Source organism: Pontibacter sp. BAB1700 (assembly GCF_000277005.1).
Classification (GTDB): domain Bacteria; phylum Bacteroidota; class Bacteroidia; order Cytophagales; family Hymenobacteraceae; genus Pontibacter; species Pontibacter lucknowensis.
This window is the reverse complement of sequence record NZ_AKIS01000020.1, coordinates 37,230-51,625: the sequence shown is the minus strand read 5'-3', so window position 1 is coordinate 51,625 and position 14,396 is coordinate 37,230. Positions and strand designations below refer to the sequence as shown.

The 14,396-nt window shown below is 52.3% G+C and carries 20 protein-coding genes and 1 pseudogene; all 21 read left to right on the top strand.

Annotated features, from left to right (window positions below; translation table 11 throughout):
- A partial coding sequence (locus O71_RS03155; RefSeq protein WP_007653128.1) for a sensor histidine kinase KdpD occupies nucleotides 1-627 on the top strand: 627 nt, incomplete at its 5' end.
- Nucleotides 628-1,320: 693 nt separating this feature from the next.
- Nucleotides 1,321-1,626 (top strand): urease subunit gamma, encoded by a 306-nt coding sequence (gene ureA, locus O71_RS03150; RefSeq protein WP_007653127.1) that lies wholly within the window; start codon nucleotides 1,321-1,323, stop codon nucleotides 1,624-1,626.
- Nucleotides 1,627-1,657: 31 nt separating this feature from the next.
- Nucleotides 1,658-1,960, top strand: a pseudogene (ureB, locus tag O71_RS03145) (urease subunit beta); the annotation flags it as partial.
- 128 nt (nucleotides 1,961-2,088) lie between these two features.
- Nucleotides 2,089-2,784, top strand: a complete 696-nt coding sequence (locus tag O71_RS26840) for an amidohydrolase family protein (RefSeq protein ID WP_304412027.1) — start codon at nucleotides 2,089-2,091, stop codon at nucleotides 2,782-2,784.
- The gene (locus O71_RS26835; RefSeq protein ID WP_304412026.1) at nucleotides 2,781-3,761 is read left to right on the top strand and encodes an urease subunit alpha; all 981 of its coding nucleotides are present in this window, start codon (nucleotides 2,781-2,783) and stop codon (nucleotides 3,759-3,761) included. Before O71_RS26840 ends, O71_RS26835 begins: the two co-directional genes overlap by 4 nt.
- The gene (locus O71_RS26830; RefSeq protein WP_304412025.1) at nucleotides 3,758-3,922 is read left to right on the top strand and encodes a hypothetical protein; all 165 of its coding nucleotides are present in this window, start codon (nucleotides 3,758-3,760) and stop codon (nucleotides 3,920-3,922) included. The genes O71_RS26835 and O71_RS26830 overlap by 4 nt, the downstream gene beginning before the upstream one ends.
- 31 nt (nucleotides 3,923-3,953) lie before the next feature.
- Nucleotides 3,954-4,463, top strand: coding sequence for an urease accessory protein UreE (locus tag O71_RS03135; protein ID WP_369750863.1), 510 nt, complete (start codon nucleotides 3,954-3,956; stop codon nucleotides 4,461-4,463).
- A 5-nt stretch (nucleotides 4,464-4,468) separates the two neighbouring features.
- On the top strand, nucleotides 4,469-4,717 hold the full coding sequence (locus tag O71_RS24525) for an urease accessory protein UreF (RefSeq protein WP_202800195.1): 249 nt from the start codon (nucleotides 4,469-4,471) through the stop codon (nucleotides 4,715-4,717).
- Nucleotides 4,666-5,154, top strand: a complete 489-nt coding sequence (locus O71_RS03130; protein WP_202800194.1) for an urease accessory protein UreF — start codon at nucleotides 4,666-4,668, stop codon at nucleotides 5,152-5,154. The genes O71_RS24525 and O71_RS03130 overlap by 52 nt, the downstream gene beginning before the upstream one ends.
- Nucleotides 5,155-5,178: 24 nt before the next feature.
- Nucleotides 5,179-5,805: an urease accessory protein UreG gene (gene ureG / locus O71_RS03125; RefSeq protein WP_007653122.1), complete on the top strand. Its 627-nt coding sequence runs from the start codon at nucleotides 5,179-5,181 to the stop codon at nucleotides 5,803-5,805.
- On the top strand, nucleotides 5,798-6,805 hold the full coding sequence (locus O71_RS03120) for an urease accessory protein UreD (protein WP_007653121.1): 1,008 nt from the start codon (nucleotides 5,798-5,800) through the stop codon (nucleotides 6,803-6,805). The genes ureG and O71_RS03120 overlap by 8 nt, the downstream gene beginning before the upstream one ends.
- Before the next feature lie 9 nt (nucleotides 6,806-6,814).
- The gene (locus tag O71_RS03115) at nucleotides 6,815-7,159 is read left to right on the top strand and encodes a hydrogenase maturation nickel metallochaperone HypA (protein WP_007653119.1); all 345 of its coding nucleotides are present in this window, start codon (nucleotides 6,815-6,817) and stop codon (nucleotides 7,157-7,159) included.
- A gap of 24 nt (nucleotides 7,160-7,183) precedes the next feature.
- Nucleotides 7,184-7,903 (top strand): hydrogenase nickel incorporation protein HypB, encoded by a 720-nt coding sequence (gene hypB, locus O71_RS03110; RefSeq protein ID WP_143732114.1) that lies wholly within the window; start codon nucleotides 7,184-7,186, stop codon nucleotides 7,901-7,903.
- 6 nt (nucleotides 7,904-7,909) lie between these two features.
- Nucleotides 7,910-8,230 carry a hypothetical protein gene (locus O71_RS03105; RefSeq protein WP_051017685.1) on the top strand — a complete coding sequence of 107 codons (321 nt, stop codon included), beginning with the start codon at nucleotides 7,910-7,912 and terminating at the stop codon, nucleotides 8,228-8,230.
- Nucleotides 8,175-8,417 carry a hypothetical protein gene (locus tag O71_RS21350; protein WP_192811624.1) on the top strand — a complete coding sequence of 81 codons (243 nt, stop codon included), beginning with the start codon at nucleotides 8,175-8,177 and terminating at the stop codon, nucleotides 8,415-8,417. The genes O71_RS03105 and O71_RS21350 overlap by 56 nt, the downstream gene beginning before the upstream one ends.
- 159 nt (nucleotides 8,418-8,576) lie before the next feature.
- Entirely contained in the window at nucleotides 8,577-9,605 is a 1,029-nt protein-coding gene (locus tag O71_RS03100; RefSeq protein ID WP_007653116.1) for an ABC transporter substrate-binding protein, read from the top strand.
- A complete protein-coding gene (locus O71_RS03095) occupies nucleotides 9,602-10,609 on the top strand; it encodes an iron ABC transporter permease (RefSeq protein ID WP_007653113.1) in 1,008 nt (335 codons plus the stop codon). Before O71_RS03100 ends, O71_RS03095 begins: the two co-directional genes overlap by 4 nt.
- Complete coding sequence (locus O71_RS03090) at nucleotides 10,606-11,382, top strand: ABC transporter ATP-binding protein (RefSeq protein WP_007653111.1); 777 nt, start codon at nucleotides 10,606-10,608, stop codon at nucleotides 11,380-11,382. The genes O71_RS03095 and O71_RS03090 overlap by 4 nt, the downstream gene beginning before the upstream one ends.
- Nucleotides 11,383-11,934 carry a GNAT family N-acetyltransferase gene (locus tag O71_RS03085; protein ID WP_007653109.1) on the top strand — a complete coding sequence of 184 codons (552 nt, stop codon included), beginning with the start codon at nucleotides 11,383-11,385 and terminating at the stop codon, nucleotides 11,932-11,934.
- Between the two features lie 3 nt (nucleotides 11,935-11,937).
- On the top strand, nucleotides 11,938-12,531 hold the full coding sequence (locus O71_RS23035) for a carboxypeptidase-like regulatory domain-containing protein (protein WP_081490427.1): 594 nt from the start codon (nucleotides 11,938-11,940) through the stop codon (nucleotides 12,529-12,531).
- The gene (locus O71_RS03080; protein WP_051017682.1) at nucleotides 12,528-14,384 is read left to right on the top strand and encodes a TonB-dependent siderophore receptor; all 1,857 of its coding nucleotides are present in this window, start codon (nucleotides 12,528-12,530) and stop codon (nucleotides 14,382-14,384) included. The genes O71_RS23035 and O71_RS03080 overlap by 4 nt, the downstream gene beginning before the upstream one ends.
- The last annotated feature ends 12 nt before the right edge of the window (nucleotides 14,385-14,396 follow it).

Below are 14,396 nucleotides of genomic sequence, written 5' to 3'. Positions count from 1 at the left end.
ATGCCCTTTCTCGACTGGAGCAGGCACCCGGCTACCTACTCGCTGCAGATGATTATGCAGGAAACCGAAAAGCTCAAGCACATCATCAATACCTTGCTGGAATTGGCAAAAGCCGAGGGGAACGGGCAGGACCAGGGCTGGAGTGTGCGCAGGATGGATGAAATACTGGAGTCGGTGCAGGAGGTGGTGAGTAAGATGGATGAGCGGTATAAGCTTAAGATGGACTACAGCGAATTCCCGGAAAACGAGGCGATGCTGTTTGTTAATTGTAATGAGCAATTGCTGATTCTGGCTATCTGCAACATCATTCTGAACGGGTTTAAGTACTCAGATAACCAGGCTGTATACCTGAAACTAACCTCAACAGGGCAGAAGATAAGCTTGCAGATAACAGACTCAGGCATTGGCATACCCGCTTCTGATCAGAGCAAAATTTTCAATTCTTACTTCAGGGGTTCCAACACGGCTAATTACGAAGGTTTTGGCATCGGGCTGCCGCTGGCCATGAAAATCATTGAAACGCACAAAGGTACGATTCGGGTAAGTTCGCAGGTTGGTAAAGGTACTATCATGGAGGTAGTACTGCCTGCGGCGTATGCTGCCCATCACGCTACCATGCAGGTATAGCCCGACTGCCTGCGGCCTGCCGAATGTAGGTTAAATCATTTTTTTTATTTATTACCGGATCATCTATCTGAAGCCCTACCAAGTGTAGGGCTTTTATTTTGGTTATATTTCCTATCTATCTGTCTGGCTATCGCAATGCCCTACACGATCTGGTAAACACAGAAACAGGCAGCTCACACCATGTAAAGGGCTGCAAACTCCTTCTCTCTAATCTCATTCTAATCTCTCTCTTAAATCAGCTTAATAGGTCATGTCTAACTTGGCGCTTGAGTATGAGCTAGTTGCCTTACAACCTTTTAATGCTAAGGTAAGTAAAACTTATTTCAGTACAGAGCAATACGGGTATAATGATATCAATACAGGGGCGTTTAGGAGTATTTGATTTTTTTGTTTCAGCATACCTTTTAGGGGTTGTGCCTCTCTGTACACAAAATGCACCCAGCTGTCAGCGAGACCCCTTACTCAATAGCAACGAAAGAAAAGATTACTATCTCCGGTTCATGCTCTGGAGTCAAAAAATCTGTGCCCGTGCAACAGAGAATAACCCTTAACTCAGCAGCATAATGCCCATATAAACTTCCAACACTTACTAAGTCCTTACTAATAGCCACGGAAATGACCGATGGGCGGAGGAATGGGTTCATTGTTCAGTTTTAGATATTTCTATAGTCAATCTTATTAACACACAGTTATATGCACTTAAATCCGATTGAACACGAAAAACTATTGCTTCACCTCGCAGGTGAACTTGCAGCCAAGCGGCTCAAGCGAGGCGTGAAGCTGAACTACCCGGAGTCCATTGCCTACATCTGCGGCATTTTGATGGAAGAAGCCCGTGATGGGAAGAAAACCGTGGCGCAGCTGATGGAAGAGGGAACCAAGCTCCTGAAAAAGGATCAGGTAATGGAAGGTGTGCCCGACATGCTGCACTATGTGCAGATTGAAGCAACCTTTCCTGATGGTGTAAAATTAGTCACGGTCGACCACCCTATACGCTAAAACAGACTAAGAACAATAAAACATTTATACTATGAAACCGGGTGAATATATACTACAGAAGGGTGAGATAAAGGCGAATGACAAACGCAAAACCGTGCGTGTAACGGTGGCCAATACCGGAGACCGACCGATTCAGGTAGGCTCGCATTACCATTTCTTTGAGACCAACAAGGCGCTCGAGTTTGACAGAGCAGCTGCCTTTGGTATGCGCCTCAATATACCTGCCAGCACGGCTGTGCGCTTCGAGCCAGGCGAGAAAAAGGCAGTTTTCCTGGTAGAATTTGGGGGCAACAAACTGATCAGCGGCTTTAACAACCTGACGGAAGGAGATGTGACGAAGAAGAACGTGCGCGACGCCGCTATTCAGAAAGCACAGAAGGAAGGATTTAAGGGCGCAGGAGGTGCTGCCGCACCTGCCAAGGGTAGAAGAAACAGAAAATAACATCATTTAATCAGGAAACCATGTCAAATTGGAATAGACGCGAATGGATCAAAGTGGTCGGACTCTCGACCGCCGGGCTTTCACTGCTTGACTTCAATGCATTGGGAAGCGATTCCTCTTCGGTAAAATATGTAGACGGCGAATTATACATCCCGCGCGACCGCTATGCTGCACTCTTCGGTCCAACTACGGGCGACAAAGTGCGCCTGGCCGATACGGAGCTCTTCATACAGATCGAAAAAGACTTTAACGTTTATGGCGACGAAAACAAGTTCGGCGGCGGTAAAACCGTACGCGACGGTATGGGCCAGTCTACCTCAGCAGGGCAAGACGAAGTGCTCGACCTTGTGCTGTTGAACGCCATTATCATCGACCATTGGGGCATTGTGAAAGCCGACATCGGTATAAAAGATGGCAAGATTGTAGGTATAGGAAAAGCCGGTAACCCGGACACCCAACAAGGTGTGACCAAAGGCATGATCATCGGTGCCGCCACCGAGGTGCAGGCCTGTGCGGGCAAGATCGTTACGGCAGGAGCTATCGATACGCACATTCACTTTATTGCGCCGCAACAAGTAGAGGTAGCGCTTTTCAGTGGCGTTACAACCATGATCGGCGGTGGTACAGGTCCATCAGACGGAACACTTGCCACGACCGTAACGCCAGGTAAGTGGTGGATGGAACGCATGTTCGAGCGTCGGAGTCTACCCCAATGAACTTTGGTTTCCTGGGCAAAGGCAACACTTCTACCTTTAAAACAGCTGCACAGCCAATCGAGGCAGGTGCACTTGGCCTGAAACTGCACGAAGACTGGGGTACTACGCCCTCTACGATCGACATCGCTTTGCAAGTGGCTGACAAGTATGACGTACAGATCGCTATTCACTCGGACACGCTCAACGAAGCGGGCTTCCTTGAAGACACCGTGAAAGCGATCAATGGCCGTGTGATCCATACCTACCACACCGAGGGTGCAGGTGGTGGCCACGCTCCGGATATTATCAAGATTGCCATGTATCCGAACGTGCTGCCTTCCTCTACCAACCCAACCAAACCGTATACCATCAACACCGTGGACGAGCACCTGGACATGCTGATGTCGGTGCACCACCTGGATAAGAGCATACCGGAGGATGTTTCATTTGCCGACTCCCGTATCCGTCCGCAGACCATTGCCGCCGAGGATATCCTGCAGGACATGGGTGTGTTCAGCATGATGTCGTCAGATAGCCAGGCCATGGGGCGTATTGGTGAAACCATCATGCGTACCTGGCAGACCGCTCACAAGATGAAAGTGCAGCGTGGCCCGCTGGCAGAGGATAAAGCCTCTGGGGCAGATAACCTGCGTGTGAAGCGCTACATCTCCAAGTATACCATCAACCCAGCCAAAACACACGGCGTGTCCGATTATGTGGGCTCTATCGAGGTAGGCAAGTATGCTGACCTCGTGTTGTGGGAGCCAGGTATGTTTGGGGTGAAACCAGAGATCATTTTCAAGAATGGCGTGGCTGTGGGTGCCCGTATGGGTGACCCGAACGGCTCTATCTCCCTGCCGCAGCCTGTTATTTACCGTCCGATGTGGGGGTACTACGGCAGGTCTATCCAGACAAGCGGTTTCAACTTCGTGTCGCAGATATCGATGGAGAACGGCAGCATCAACAAGCTGGGGCTGGGCAAAGGTTCCTGCCAGTGAGAGGATGCCGCAAAGTGACCAAGAAAGACATGGTGCACAACAACGCCACACCAAAATTGGAGGTGAACCCAGAAACCTACGCCGTAACGGCCAATGGCGAGTTGCTCACTTGCGAGCCGCTGAAGGTGCTACCAATGGCGCAGCGCTACTTCCTGTTCTAAACTTGTTACAAAACGTGCTGCCGGCTGGGTTATACCTGAACTGGCAGCACCTTTATCACCCTATGCTACTAGTAGAAAAGGTCATCGGCAACTATCCAACACCAATACAGGTAACCTTTCGATTGATTTTTTGGACCTCGATTGGTTTGATACGGGCAAAACTACCCTACGAAAGCGGACTAGGGCGGGACAGGAGATCGGTATACGCAAAGACTCGACACCGCTGGAAGACGGTGACTTGCTATACCTGGACGGAGAGCGGGCCATTGCCATCAACATACTTCCGTGCGAGTGCATCGTGTTCAAGCCCGACAACTTCAAAGACATGGGCACCATTTGCTTCGAGATCGGGAACAAGCACATTCCCATTTTCATCAACGAGGAGGCAGAGGTGCTGGTCGAGTTTGAGAACCCGCTTTACCGCTTGCTGGAGCGCTCAGGCTACGAACCACGACGTGAGGTGCGCAAGCTCCTGAAAACACATGCCTTGCGTGTGCGCCGGCATGGAAACAATTACACCAGAAAAATAACCATTAAATAACAGCTATGCAGCCACTCTTAACCCTCCTGCAGATCAACGACTCCATGTTTCCGATCGGAAGCTTTACGCATTCTTATGGGCTGGAGTCTTACGTGAGTCAGGGCATTGTGCACAACACGCCAACGGCCAAGGTATATGCTAACAACATGCTGCGCCATAGCATTTACTACAACGATGCGGCCTTTTTGCAAAAGCCTGGGCCTTGCTGGAGGCGAAGAAATCGGTGCGGGAATTTCAGAAGCTGGACGAAATGATTACAGCCCTGAAGGCACCTGCCGAGATTCGGGACGCGAGCAAAAAACTGGCTGTCCGTTTCCTGAAGCTGACGCAGGAGCTGCACCCTGTTAAGCGCTGCAGTAACTACCTGTCTAAAATTCAGGAGGGCAAGCTGCACGGGCACTATGCCGTCGCCTTTGCCATGTATGCGCATGCCAGTGGCATCACCCTGAAAGACGCCTTGCTGGCCTTTTACTACAACACCCTCAATGGCATTGTCACCAACTGTGCCAAGCTGGTGCCCATTGGGCAGGGTGATGCCCAGAAGATCCTTTTCGACCTGCAGGCCACCATTAAGCAACTGGTGGATGAGCAGGAAAACATGGAAGAGGAGATGGTCGGGCTCTGCTGCATCGGGCAGGAGATACGTTGCATGCAGCACGAAAAGCAATACTCAAGACTATATATATCCTAAAGAAACCACCTAAACAGATACTTTATGTCAAAAAAACATGTGAGAATAGGGGTTGCTGGTCCTGTAGGATCAGGAAAAACGGCTTTGATTGAACGCCTGACCCGCAAGATGAGTGAAGCGTACAGCATCTGTGTCGTGACCAACGACGTGTATACCCGCGAGGATGCTGATTTTTTGACAAAGAATTCCTGCCTGCCTGCCGACCGCATCATGGGTGTGGAGACGGGCGGCTGCCCGCATACTGCCATACGCGAGGATGCCTCGATGAACATTGAGGCCGTGGAAGAACTGGTAGAGCGCCACCCCGATACGGAGATCGTGTTCGTAGAGAGCGGCGGCGATAACCTGTCTGCCACCTTCAGCCCCGATTTGGCTGATGTGACCATTTTCGTGATTGACGTGGCCGAGGGCGACAAAATGCCCCGCAAGGGAGGCCCGGGCATCACCAAGTCTGATTTGCTGATCATAAACAAAACGGACCTGGCCCCTTATGTAAATGCCGACCTGGACATGATGGACCGCGACACAAAGAGAATGCGCGGCGAGCGACCGTACATCTTCACCAACCTGATGAAACTGGAAGGTTTGGATGATGTGATCAACTGGATCAAGACGTATGCTTTACTAGAAAAAACAGAGGCGCATGCTTAAAAGTACCATCAAGGTTAACGCGGAGAGGGAAGGGGCGCTGACACTCCTGAAAGAGAGTTGCCACAATGCGCCCTACAAAGTGATCCACTACGGCTCCCGACATCTGCATGAGCATCTGGAGCTGATCATGATGAGCTCTTCTCCGGGTATCATGGATGGGGATGAAATTGACATTGAGGTGAACGTGCATGAGGATGCCCGCCTGAAGCTGTTTACGCAGTCCTTCAACAGGCTGCACCCCATGGAGAAAGGGGCTGTGCAGCGTACGAATGTGCTGGTCAGGAAAGGCGGCATCTACAAATTCATCCCACACCCGATCACGCCATTTGCTAATTCTATTTTCAGGACGGTGAATGAGATCCATGTGGATGAGAACGCCAACCTGATCTGGGGCGACATCATCGCTTCGGGGCGAGTGCACTCGGGAGAATCGTTTCAATTTACGCGCCTGCACAGCATCACCAAGGTATACAGCGGCAAAAAGCTGGTGCTGTTCGACAACCAGTTGCTCGAGCCCGGCAACCAGCCATTTGACTCGATCCTGTTTTATGAGCGCTATACCCACCAGGCTACGCTGATCTATGTATCGCCTTATGCGGCGGAGCTGAAAGCAGAGCTGGACGAGATCCTGACGGCTCAGTACGAGGAGTTCACTTTTGGCTTCACGCAGTGTGCACCGAATGCCGTGATGATACGAGCACTGGGCAACGAGGGCGTGATGCTCTATGACTGGCTGAGCGCCATGGGGCAGCTGTGCTGGGAGTTTACGGTGCACAAGCAGGAAGAGGAGCAAGCTAAGCTGGAAACGGAGCAGGCACCTGCACCAGAAGCCGAAGAAGCGGCGCCAGTAGCTGAAAAACAAACTAAGCGAAGCAGCGCCAAACGAACAAAAAAAGACGCAACCGCAAAAGGCTCAGCTAAAAAAGCAAAAGCTATGCCTGAGGCACCAGCCCAACAGGATTTGGAAGAAGTGCTGGCCGAGGTGGTGGCAGAGAAATAGAGAGAAACCATGCACGAGATTTCGATTGTACGGAACGTCTTTGAAACACTGCAGGAAACCTATCCCGACAAGTTTGAGCGGATAACGAAAGTGCAGATAGAGGCGGGTTTGCTGAGCAATATACAGCCCATCCTGATCCAGAACGCCTTTGAGGCCCTGATCATGGAAGAGCCGCAACTGGCCGACATTGAGCTGGAGGTGCTTTTGCTGCCCATTATCGCCCACTGTGCCGCCTGCGACAAAGACTTCGAAGTGAAACGGCACAAGTTTGTGTGCGACTGCGGCACTCCCTCCAAAAACATTGTGCAGGGAGAGGAGCTGCAGATCAGCCGCATTGAATTTTTAGAGAATTAACCCTAAGACTTAAAAGATATAGATATGAGTACACCATCCATGCCTAAAAGCAACAGAATGCCGGTAGGCTCTGTGCAGTGCGATAACACCACCCTCAATCTGTTAAAAGCTAACGACTTCGTCGCCAAAGCCATCCGCGACAGATTGCCTGATGTGCTGGTAATCAACGTGTGTTCCTCTCCGGGCAGCGGCAAAACCACCCTGATGCAGGAAACCGGCAAGCGCCTGAGCGACAAACTGAATATGGCTGTGTTGGTAGGTGACCCTGAAACCGACCGCGACGCCATCCGCATGAAAGAAGTGGGTATTAACGCGCTGCAGATCGTAACAGGCGGCATGTGCCACATCGAGGCCCAGATGATTCTGCAGGCACTCGACCACATCGACCTGACGGGCGTTGATCTTCTCTTCATTGAGAACGTGGGCAATCTGGTTTGCCCTGCCGCCTTTGACCTGGGCGAAGACATTCGGGTAACCGTGCTGGCTGCGACCGAGGGCGACGACAAGCCAAAGAAATACCCGCGCATGTTCCTGACCAGCGAGCTGATGGTGGTTTCCAAAGCCGACCTGCTGCCTTATGTGCCTTTCTCGGTAGAGGCCGCCACGCAGGATGCCCGCGAAGTGAACCCGACCATAGAAGTGATAAGCATCAGCAGCCTGAAAGGCGATGGCATGGACGATTGGTGCAACTGGCTGTTGGCCAAAGTAGAAGAGAAGAAAAAAGCCAAGCTGGCGACGGCTTAGTAGTACATGGCAACCGAGTTATCTATGCTGACGGAGCCGCTAGTGGTGACGCGGGCGCTTGCCAAGGAGCAGAACCTGAGCGGCCGCATGATCGACTTTTTCGAGATAGAATGGTACGAGGCCTCCAAGTCGCGGATGAAAAAGAAGACGCAGGGCGGAGTAGAAGTGCTGGTGGAGAAGTCGCATAGAGGCCCGCTGGAAGACGGGGGACCTGCTATACCTGTCAGAGGAGCGGGCGATCATGCTGAAGATAAAGCCATGCGACTGCATCGTGCTATACCCGCGGGGTCTGCAGGAAGTGGGCACGATCTGTTTCGAGATCGGTAACAAGCATGTGCCGATTTTCATCACCGAACAGAACGAGGTATGTGTGGCCTACGATGCGCCGCTGTACCAGTTGCTGCTCAGCGGAGAATTCGTGATTGAGATTGAGGAACGGGTGCTGCACCTGCGCAGATGGTCAAGGCCTATGGTAATAAGCGGCAGATTGAGAGCGAGCGACAGGTATAGATGAAAATATAAGTTTAGCTAAAAGCTGAAAAGCAGACTGTTCCAGCCAAGGCAAGCGGAACAGTCTGCCTTTTGGTAGGCAAGAGTCAAGGTATAAAGACTGGATAATTAAAATGGTCTCAGGAAAAAGCACTCAGCGATTTTGTGAAGAAAGTATGACGTATTGGAGAGAGAGAATGGCCGCTCGTCTGGTGATGGTTATGTGTGCTTGTATGCTTTTGTTGAGCGCCTGCCAGAGCGAGAGCGGCGACGTGAAGGCAACAGCGCTGATGCGATTGTAGTGAATGATATTCGGGGGAAGGAGATCCGTTTGAGCGAGCCAGCCCAGCGTGTGATTGTGCTGTATCAGGGCGCTTTGGACGGCATGTATATGCTGAATGCGGAGCATACCGTGGTAGGTATACAGAATAACATCTACACCAACCCCGAGACCTTTAAGTATTTCAGCAAACTGGACCCACGCATTGCCCGAAAAGAGCTGCCCGCTCCAGGTAACTGGGAAACCTCCACCAACATCGAAAGTGTGCTGGCCCTCAAGCCGGATCTGGTGATCATCGCCTCCGGCCAGACCGACGCCATTCGTTTGCTCGAAAGTTTAGGTATAAACGTGTTTGCCGTATCGCCGCAGAACAACGAGCAATTGTTTGAGGAGATCGAGAGCATCGGCAAACTGACAGGTACGCACGAGCGGGCCGTAGAATTGCTGGGCTATACCCGTCGCAAGCTCGATGAGATTGCGAAAGCGACAGATCACATTGAGCAAAAAAAGTCGGTGTACTATGCGTGGTCAGGCGGGCGAATCTACTCCACTTCGGGCCAGAACAGCCGCATGGCGGAGTGCTTCCGGTTAGCGGGTGTGAACAACGCCTGCACCTTTGAACTGGACCAGCCCAACATTAACCCCGAAACGCTGATAGCATGGGATCCTGACCTGATTTTGCTCTGGAGCACCGAACCGCAGGTGCTGTATGACAAGAAAGAACTGGCGGTGCTCAAGGCTGTGAAAAACAAAAACGTGCACGTGCTGAATCCGCCGTTTTTCTACGACCCACATACTCTCAAAATTATGTATGCCGCTATCGAGCTGCACAATGTTGCTTATGGCGGCAGCGAGAACTTCGACCTCGACGAGAACCGAAGGGATATCATGACGAATTTGTATGGTGCCAAAGCCACTGCCTTGCTTGAATGAGAAAAGTACTGACTGGCTTCCTGATCTACGGCCTGCCTATACCGCTGTTGCTGTATTCCCTGACGGTAGGTCCGTCGCAGGGGCTGGTGTTCGCGGATTATTGGGATTGGGGCAAAGCCGCGCTGAACGGCGGCATTCACGAGAACTCGACCAAGGTATACATGCTCAACAACATCATCGAGAATGTGCGCCTGCCCAGGGTATTGCTCACATTTATCATTGGTGCGGGCTTGGCTTCCTCGGGAGGAGCCTTGCAGGGTATCTTCCGCAATCCGCTCGTGGACCCTTATGTGCTGGGTATTTCCTCGGGCTCTGCTTTTGGAGCGGCGCTGGCGATTGCCTTCCCGCTGTTGCACATCAACGTGATGGCCTTTGTGTTGGGAGTGGCCTCTGTTATTATGACTTACTCCTTTGCCTTTAACAACAACAAATCCTCTATTGTGGCGGTCATCCTTTCAGGTATGATTGTGTCGGGCATCTTTACGGCCTCGCTCACGGTGGTGCAGTACATCAGCGATCCTTATAAATTACAGGCGATTGTGCAATGGACGATGGGCAACCTGCACCACGCCTCCTGGGATAAACTCAACACGGCGGCATTGCCGGTAGGTATAGGCATTGTGGGCATGTACCTGATGCGCTGGCGCCTTAACTTATTGGCACTGGGCGAACAGGAGGCAAAAGCCGTGGGCGTGAATCCGACGGCAGATAAGGCGACTTTGGTTGCGCTGGCTACGCTCACGACGTCCACCTCAGTGGCGGCGGCCGGTGTCATCAGTATGTATGGTCTGTTCATCCCGCACCTCACCCGCATGATGGTGGGGCCGGATAACCGCAAAGCCATGCCAGCCAACATCTTCTTTGGCGGGTCCTTTCTGGTGATCATCGATAACTTCTCCCGCTCACTAATGGACTTCGAGATCCCAATCGGCATTTTCACGATGCTGCTGGGGGCACCTTTTTTCCTCTTCTTAATGAAGAAAAACAAAATCAACTGGGTATGACAGATGTGGCGATAGAAGTAGAGAACCTCAGTTTCGGGTATGGCAAAACGCCCATACTCGAGAGAGTGGATGTGGCCTTCCCAGCCAACCGTTTCTCGGTACTGCTCGGGCGCAACGGCAGCGGCAAGTCTACGCTTTTCAACATTATGGCGGGCCTGCAGAAGTACCAGTATGGCTCCGTGAAATTGATGGGAAAGGAGCGCAGCAAAATGTCTTTCTCAGATTGCGCCCGTGTGCTCGGCTTCCTGCCGCAGTTTCACAAATCGGTGTTCCCTTTTCAGGTGAAAGACGTGGTGTTGACGGGCAGGGCGGCTTTCTCGGCTTTCAGTCCGAAGAAGAGCGACATGGAAAAAGTAGGGCAGGCCATTGAGGAACTGGGCATCAGCCACCTGGCGGACAGGCCTTATACCGAGCTGTCGGGTGGGGAACAGCAACTGGTCATGATTGCGCGGGTGCTGGTGCAGAACCCCCGCATTATTTTGCTCGACGAGCCCACCAACCACCTCGATGTGTACTACCAGACCTACGTGCTGGAGAAGCTAAAAAAGCTGACGGAAAATGACCTGACGGTGATCGCCATCATGCACGACCCGAATATGGCTTTCCTGTACGCCGACCAGTGCTACTTCATGAAAGACAAAACCGTGGTGACGCCAACAGAAGCGTTCGACTACCACGACAGCAATTTCCTGGAATATGTGTATGACGTGCACTTTACGACTGTGCAGGTGAACGACAAAATGATGGTGGTACCCGGCAGAAAGATAAACTAAATGATACAGATAAAACCTATAGCAAAGGAGCTGATACCAGAGTTGGTCGCTTATGTGATGGATTTCCGGAAGGAGCTGTTCCCGATGATAGACCATGGCAAATTGCCGCACGACCTGGCACATTTCGAAGCTTCTTACATCGAGGACAAGTATGCCGTTTTTTTGGTAGCTACCGATCTTTCTGATACTATCGTTGGCACCATCGGCATGCGGACCTATGACCACCGCTTTACCCATCTCAACTACGAAAGACAGCTGACTACCGAAGTGCAAAAGCTCTACGTGGAGCCTTCTCTCCGGAAAGTCGGTCTGGGGACCTGCCTTGTCAGCGCCCTGAAAGAAGAAGCCGAACGCAAAGGCATCGAAATGCTCTACCTGCATACCCATCCTTTTCTTTCCGGAGCACAGGAGTTCTGGGCAAAGCAAGGTTTCCGGCTGGTTTGTCAGGATGAAACACCTGTTTACCAGACCATCCACATGGAGCTGCAACTGAAAGAGCTAAGCGAAAACAATATAAACCAACACAAAGCGACGGAGCTAAAACTGACCTGACCGATGTCTGCAAGATCGATGCAAGGTATACTGAGCCTGCTGGTGCTATACCTACTTTCTATACCTGTCTTTGCCCAGCCAACTGGCAGTGTGGGCGGTAAGGTGAAAGACGAAAAAGGAGAAGCCTTAGTCGGGGTTTCGGTAGGTATAAAAGATGCCTCGGTTGGGAATGTAACCGCCCTGGATGGCACTTTCAAAATTGACGGGCTGCCGTACGGACGCTATACCTTGCTGGTGAAAGGGCTGGGCATGGTGGACAAAACCATCAACCTTGCCCTGACCGAACAGTCGCCCCATGTATGGCTGGACGTGGTGCTGGACCGCCAGACGCACGTGATGCAGGAGGTGCTGGTGACGGGACGCAAGGAAACCAACTACGTGAACGACTACAGCTTTGTCGGCACCAAACTGCAGAGTCGGGTGGTGGATGTACCGCAGACCATCTCCTCGGTGACTAAGGAGCTGATAGAGGACCAGAAAGCTTTTCTGGTAACGGATGTGGTGCAGAACCTGGCGGGAGTAACCCAGTACTCGGCCTACGACGACCTGACTATCCGCGGCTTCCGCAACGGCTACGATACAGGGTATAGCTGGTGAACGGACTGCGCTCGGGCTACGGGTTTGGCACGAGCTTTTTTCGGGTGCCGCTCACGGTGAACATTGAGAGTGTGGAAGTGCTCAAAGGTCCTGGTGCCGCCCTCTTCGGCGACATCAACCCGGGGGGTACAGTGAATCTGGTGACTAAGAAGCCGCTGGACGAAAGCCGCAAAGCGGTGAGTTTCTCTGTCGGCAGTTTCCAGACTATGCGCACCACGCTCGACCTGACAGGTCCGCTTAACGAAGACAAGTCTTTGCTCTACCGGCTCAACATCGGCTACGAAGACACCAAGACCTTCCGGGACGTGAACGACCGCAGCTCCCTGATGATTGCACCTACCGTTACCTTTCGCCCCACCGCAAATACCACCGTCAACGCCGAGTTGGTCTACAGCCAGTTCGACGGCTACCTCGACCGCGGTATGGGTATACGGGGCGGTGACCTGTATGCCTTGCCGCGTTCTTTCACCCTGAGTCAGCCCAGCGACTACTATCGTGTAAATGACATCTCATTCAACGGATCGCTCAACCACCGCCTCACCGATTGGCTGTCTTTCAACGCGGCCTATATGAAATTTGTGTACCACGAAGAACTGAGCGAGCACCGTACCCTCAACACCTTTGCCGATGCACCTGCCAATACCATCATGAACATGCGGTATCTGGAGAAAAAGATAAACGACTATACCGACAACCTCTCCGCATACTTCGCCCTCAGTGGCAACACAGGCTGGTTGCGTCACGATGTGGTGGCAGGTATGGACTACATCAAATTTGAAGCGGATAAGCGGGGACACCAGTGGGAGGCGCGCCGGATGGAAGTGGATGGGCAGCCTGTTCCCCTTACTTTCGACCTCAACAACCCGACCTACGAACTCCGCGACCCGAGCAAGAACATTCGCCTGCCGCTGTCGCCGTTCTTTGTAGACTACCTCAACACCAGCTACAGCACCACAGGGCTATACCTGCAAGACCAAATCACCGTGACCGACCGCCTGCGCCTGTTGCTGGGCCTGCGGCAGGAGTTCTTCCGTGACCAGCGAGTGTATGACAACGGAGAAGAAAAGGTGCATCAGAATGTGCTCCTGCCAAGAGCGGGGCTCACCTACAAGTTGCTCGACAACCTGAACTACTTCGCCAGCTACAGCCAGGGCTTCAAACCCGTTGATCCCGCTTTCGTGCGCAACCCCGAGAATTACGGGAACGACGCACCTTTCAATAGCGAAACCAGCTTTCAAGCGGAGTCAGGGCTCAAGGGTGAGTTCCTGAACAAGCGCCTGTTCGCGTCGCTGTCGGCCTTCCACATCGAGAAGCGGAACACGCTGGTGAACACCGGGCAGGTGACAGACACGGGCAACCCCATCTACCGGCAGAACGGGCGCATTAAGTCTCAGGGCGTGGAGCTGGAGATGAACGGCAGTGTAAGTGCCGCCTTCAACCTGAGCCTGAACTATGCTTTTAACCATACTGAAATAGTGACCACTGAAATGGAATCCGAAAAAGGGACCATGACACCCAATGCGCCGAGGCACTCGGCTGGGTTGTGGGCTAAATATACCTTCACGGGTGCTGGTCTGGAAGGCTTCGGGCTGGCCTTGGGCGGCAACTACGTGGGCGAGCGTAAGATGGAGCGACAGGTGCAGGACACGCACACAGGAGATTGGGTCTGGGGCTACTGGCCTGAATATGCGGTACTGAACGCGGCGGCCTTTTACCGTGCCAATAAGTTTAGGCTGAGCCTGAACGTCAACAACCTGTTCGATGAATTCTACTTCGTGGGCGGCTACGATTATCAGCGGGCCTTTCCCGGTGCCCCACGCCACTTTATTCTATCGGTCGGCTATACCTTTTAAAACCAATATACT

What these genes read in the sequence shown, in the direction of transcription:
- ureA (WP_007653127.1), top strand. Translation starts at nt 1,321, where the DNA reads ATGCACTTAAATCCGATTGAACACGAAAAACTATTGCTTCACCTCGCA.
- O71_RS26840 (WP_304412027.1), top strand. Translation starts at nt 2,089, where the DNA reads ATGTCAAATTGGAATAGACGCGAATGGATCAAAGTGGTCGGACTCTCG.
- O71_RS26835 (WP_304412026.1), top strand. Translation starts at nt 2,781, where the DNA reads ATGAACTTTGGTTTCCTGGGCAAAGGCAACACTTCTACCTTTAAAACA.
- O71_RS24525 (WP_202800195.1), top strand. Translation starts at nt 4,469, where the DNA reads ATGCAGCCACTCTTAACCCTCCTGCAGATCAACGACTCCATGTTTCCG.
- ureG (WP_007653122.1), top strand. Translation starts at nt 5,179, where the DNA reads ATGTCAAAAAAACATGTGAGAATAGGGGTTGCTGGTCCTGTAGGATCA.
- O71_RS03120 (WP_007653121.1), top strand. Translation starts at nt 5,798, where the DNA reads ATGCTTAAAAGTACCATCAAGGTTAACGCGGAGAGGGAAGGGGCGCTG.
- O71_RS03115 (WP_007653119.1), top strand. Translation starts at nt 6,815, where the DNA reads ATGCACGAGATTTCGATTGTACGGAACGTCTTTGAAACACTGCAGGAA.
- hypB (WP_143732114.1), top strand. Translation starts at nt 7,184, where the DNA reads ATGAGTACACCATCCATGCCTAAAAGCAACAGAATGCCGGTAGGCTCT.
- O71_RS03105 (WP_051017685.1), top strand. Translation starts at nt 7,910, where the DNA reads ATGGCAACCGAGTTATCTATGCTGACGGAGCCGCTAGTGGTGACGCGG.
- O71_RS03095 (WP_007653113.1), top strand. Translation starts at nt 9,602, where the DNA reads ATGAGAAAAGTACTGACTGGCTTCCTGATCTACGGCCTGCCTATACCG.
- O71_RS03090 (WP_007653111.1), top strand. Translation starts at nt 10,606, where the DNA reads ATGACAGATGTGGCGATAGAAGTAGAGAACCTCAGTTTCGGGTATGGC.
- O71_RS03085 (WP_007653109.1), top strand. Translation starts at nt 11,383, where the DNA reads ATGATACAGATAAAACCTATAGCAAAGGAGCTGATACCAGAGTTGGTC.
- O71_RS23035 (WP_081490427.1), top strand. Translation starts at nt 11,938, where the DNA reads ATGTCTGCAAGATCGATGCAAGGTATACTGAGCCTGCTGGTGCTATAC.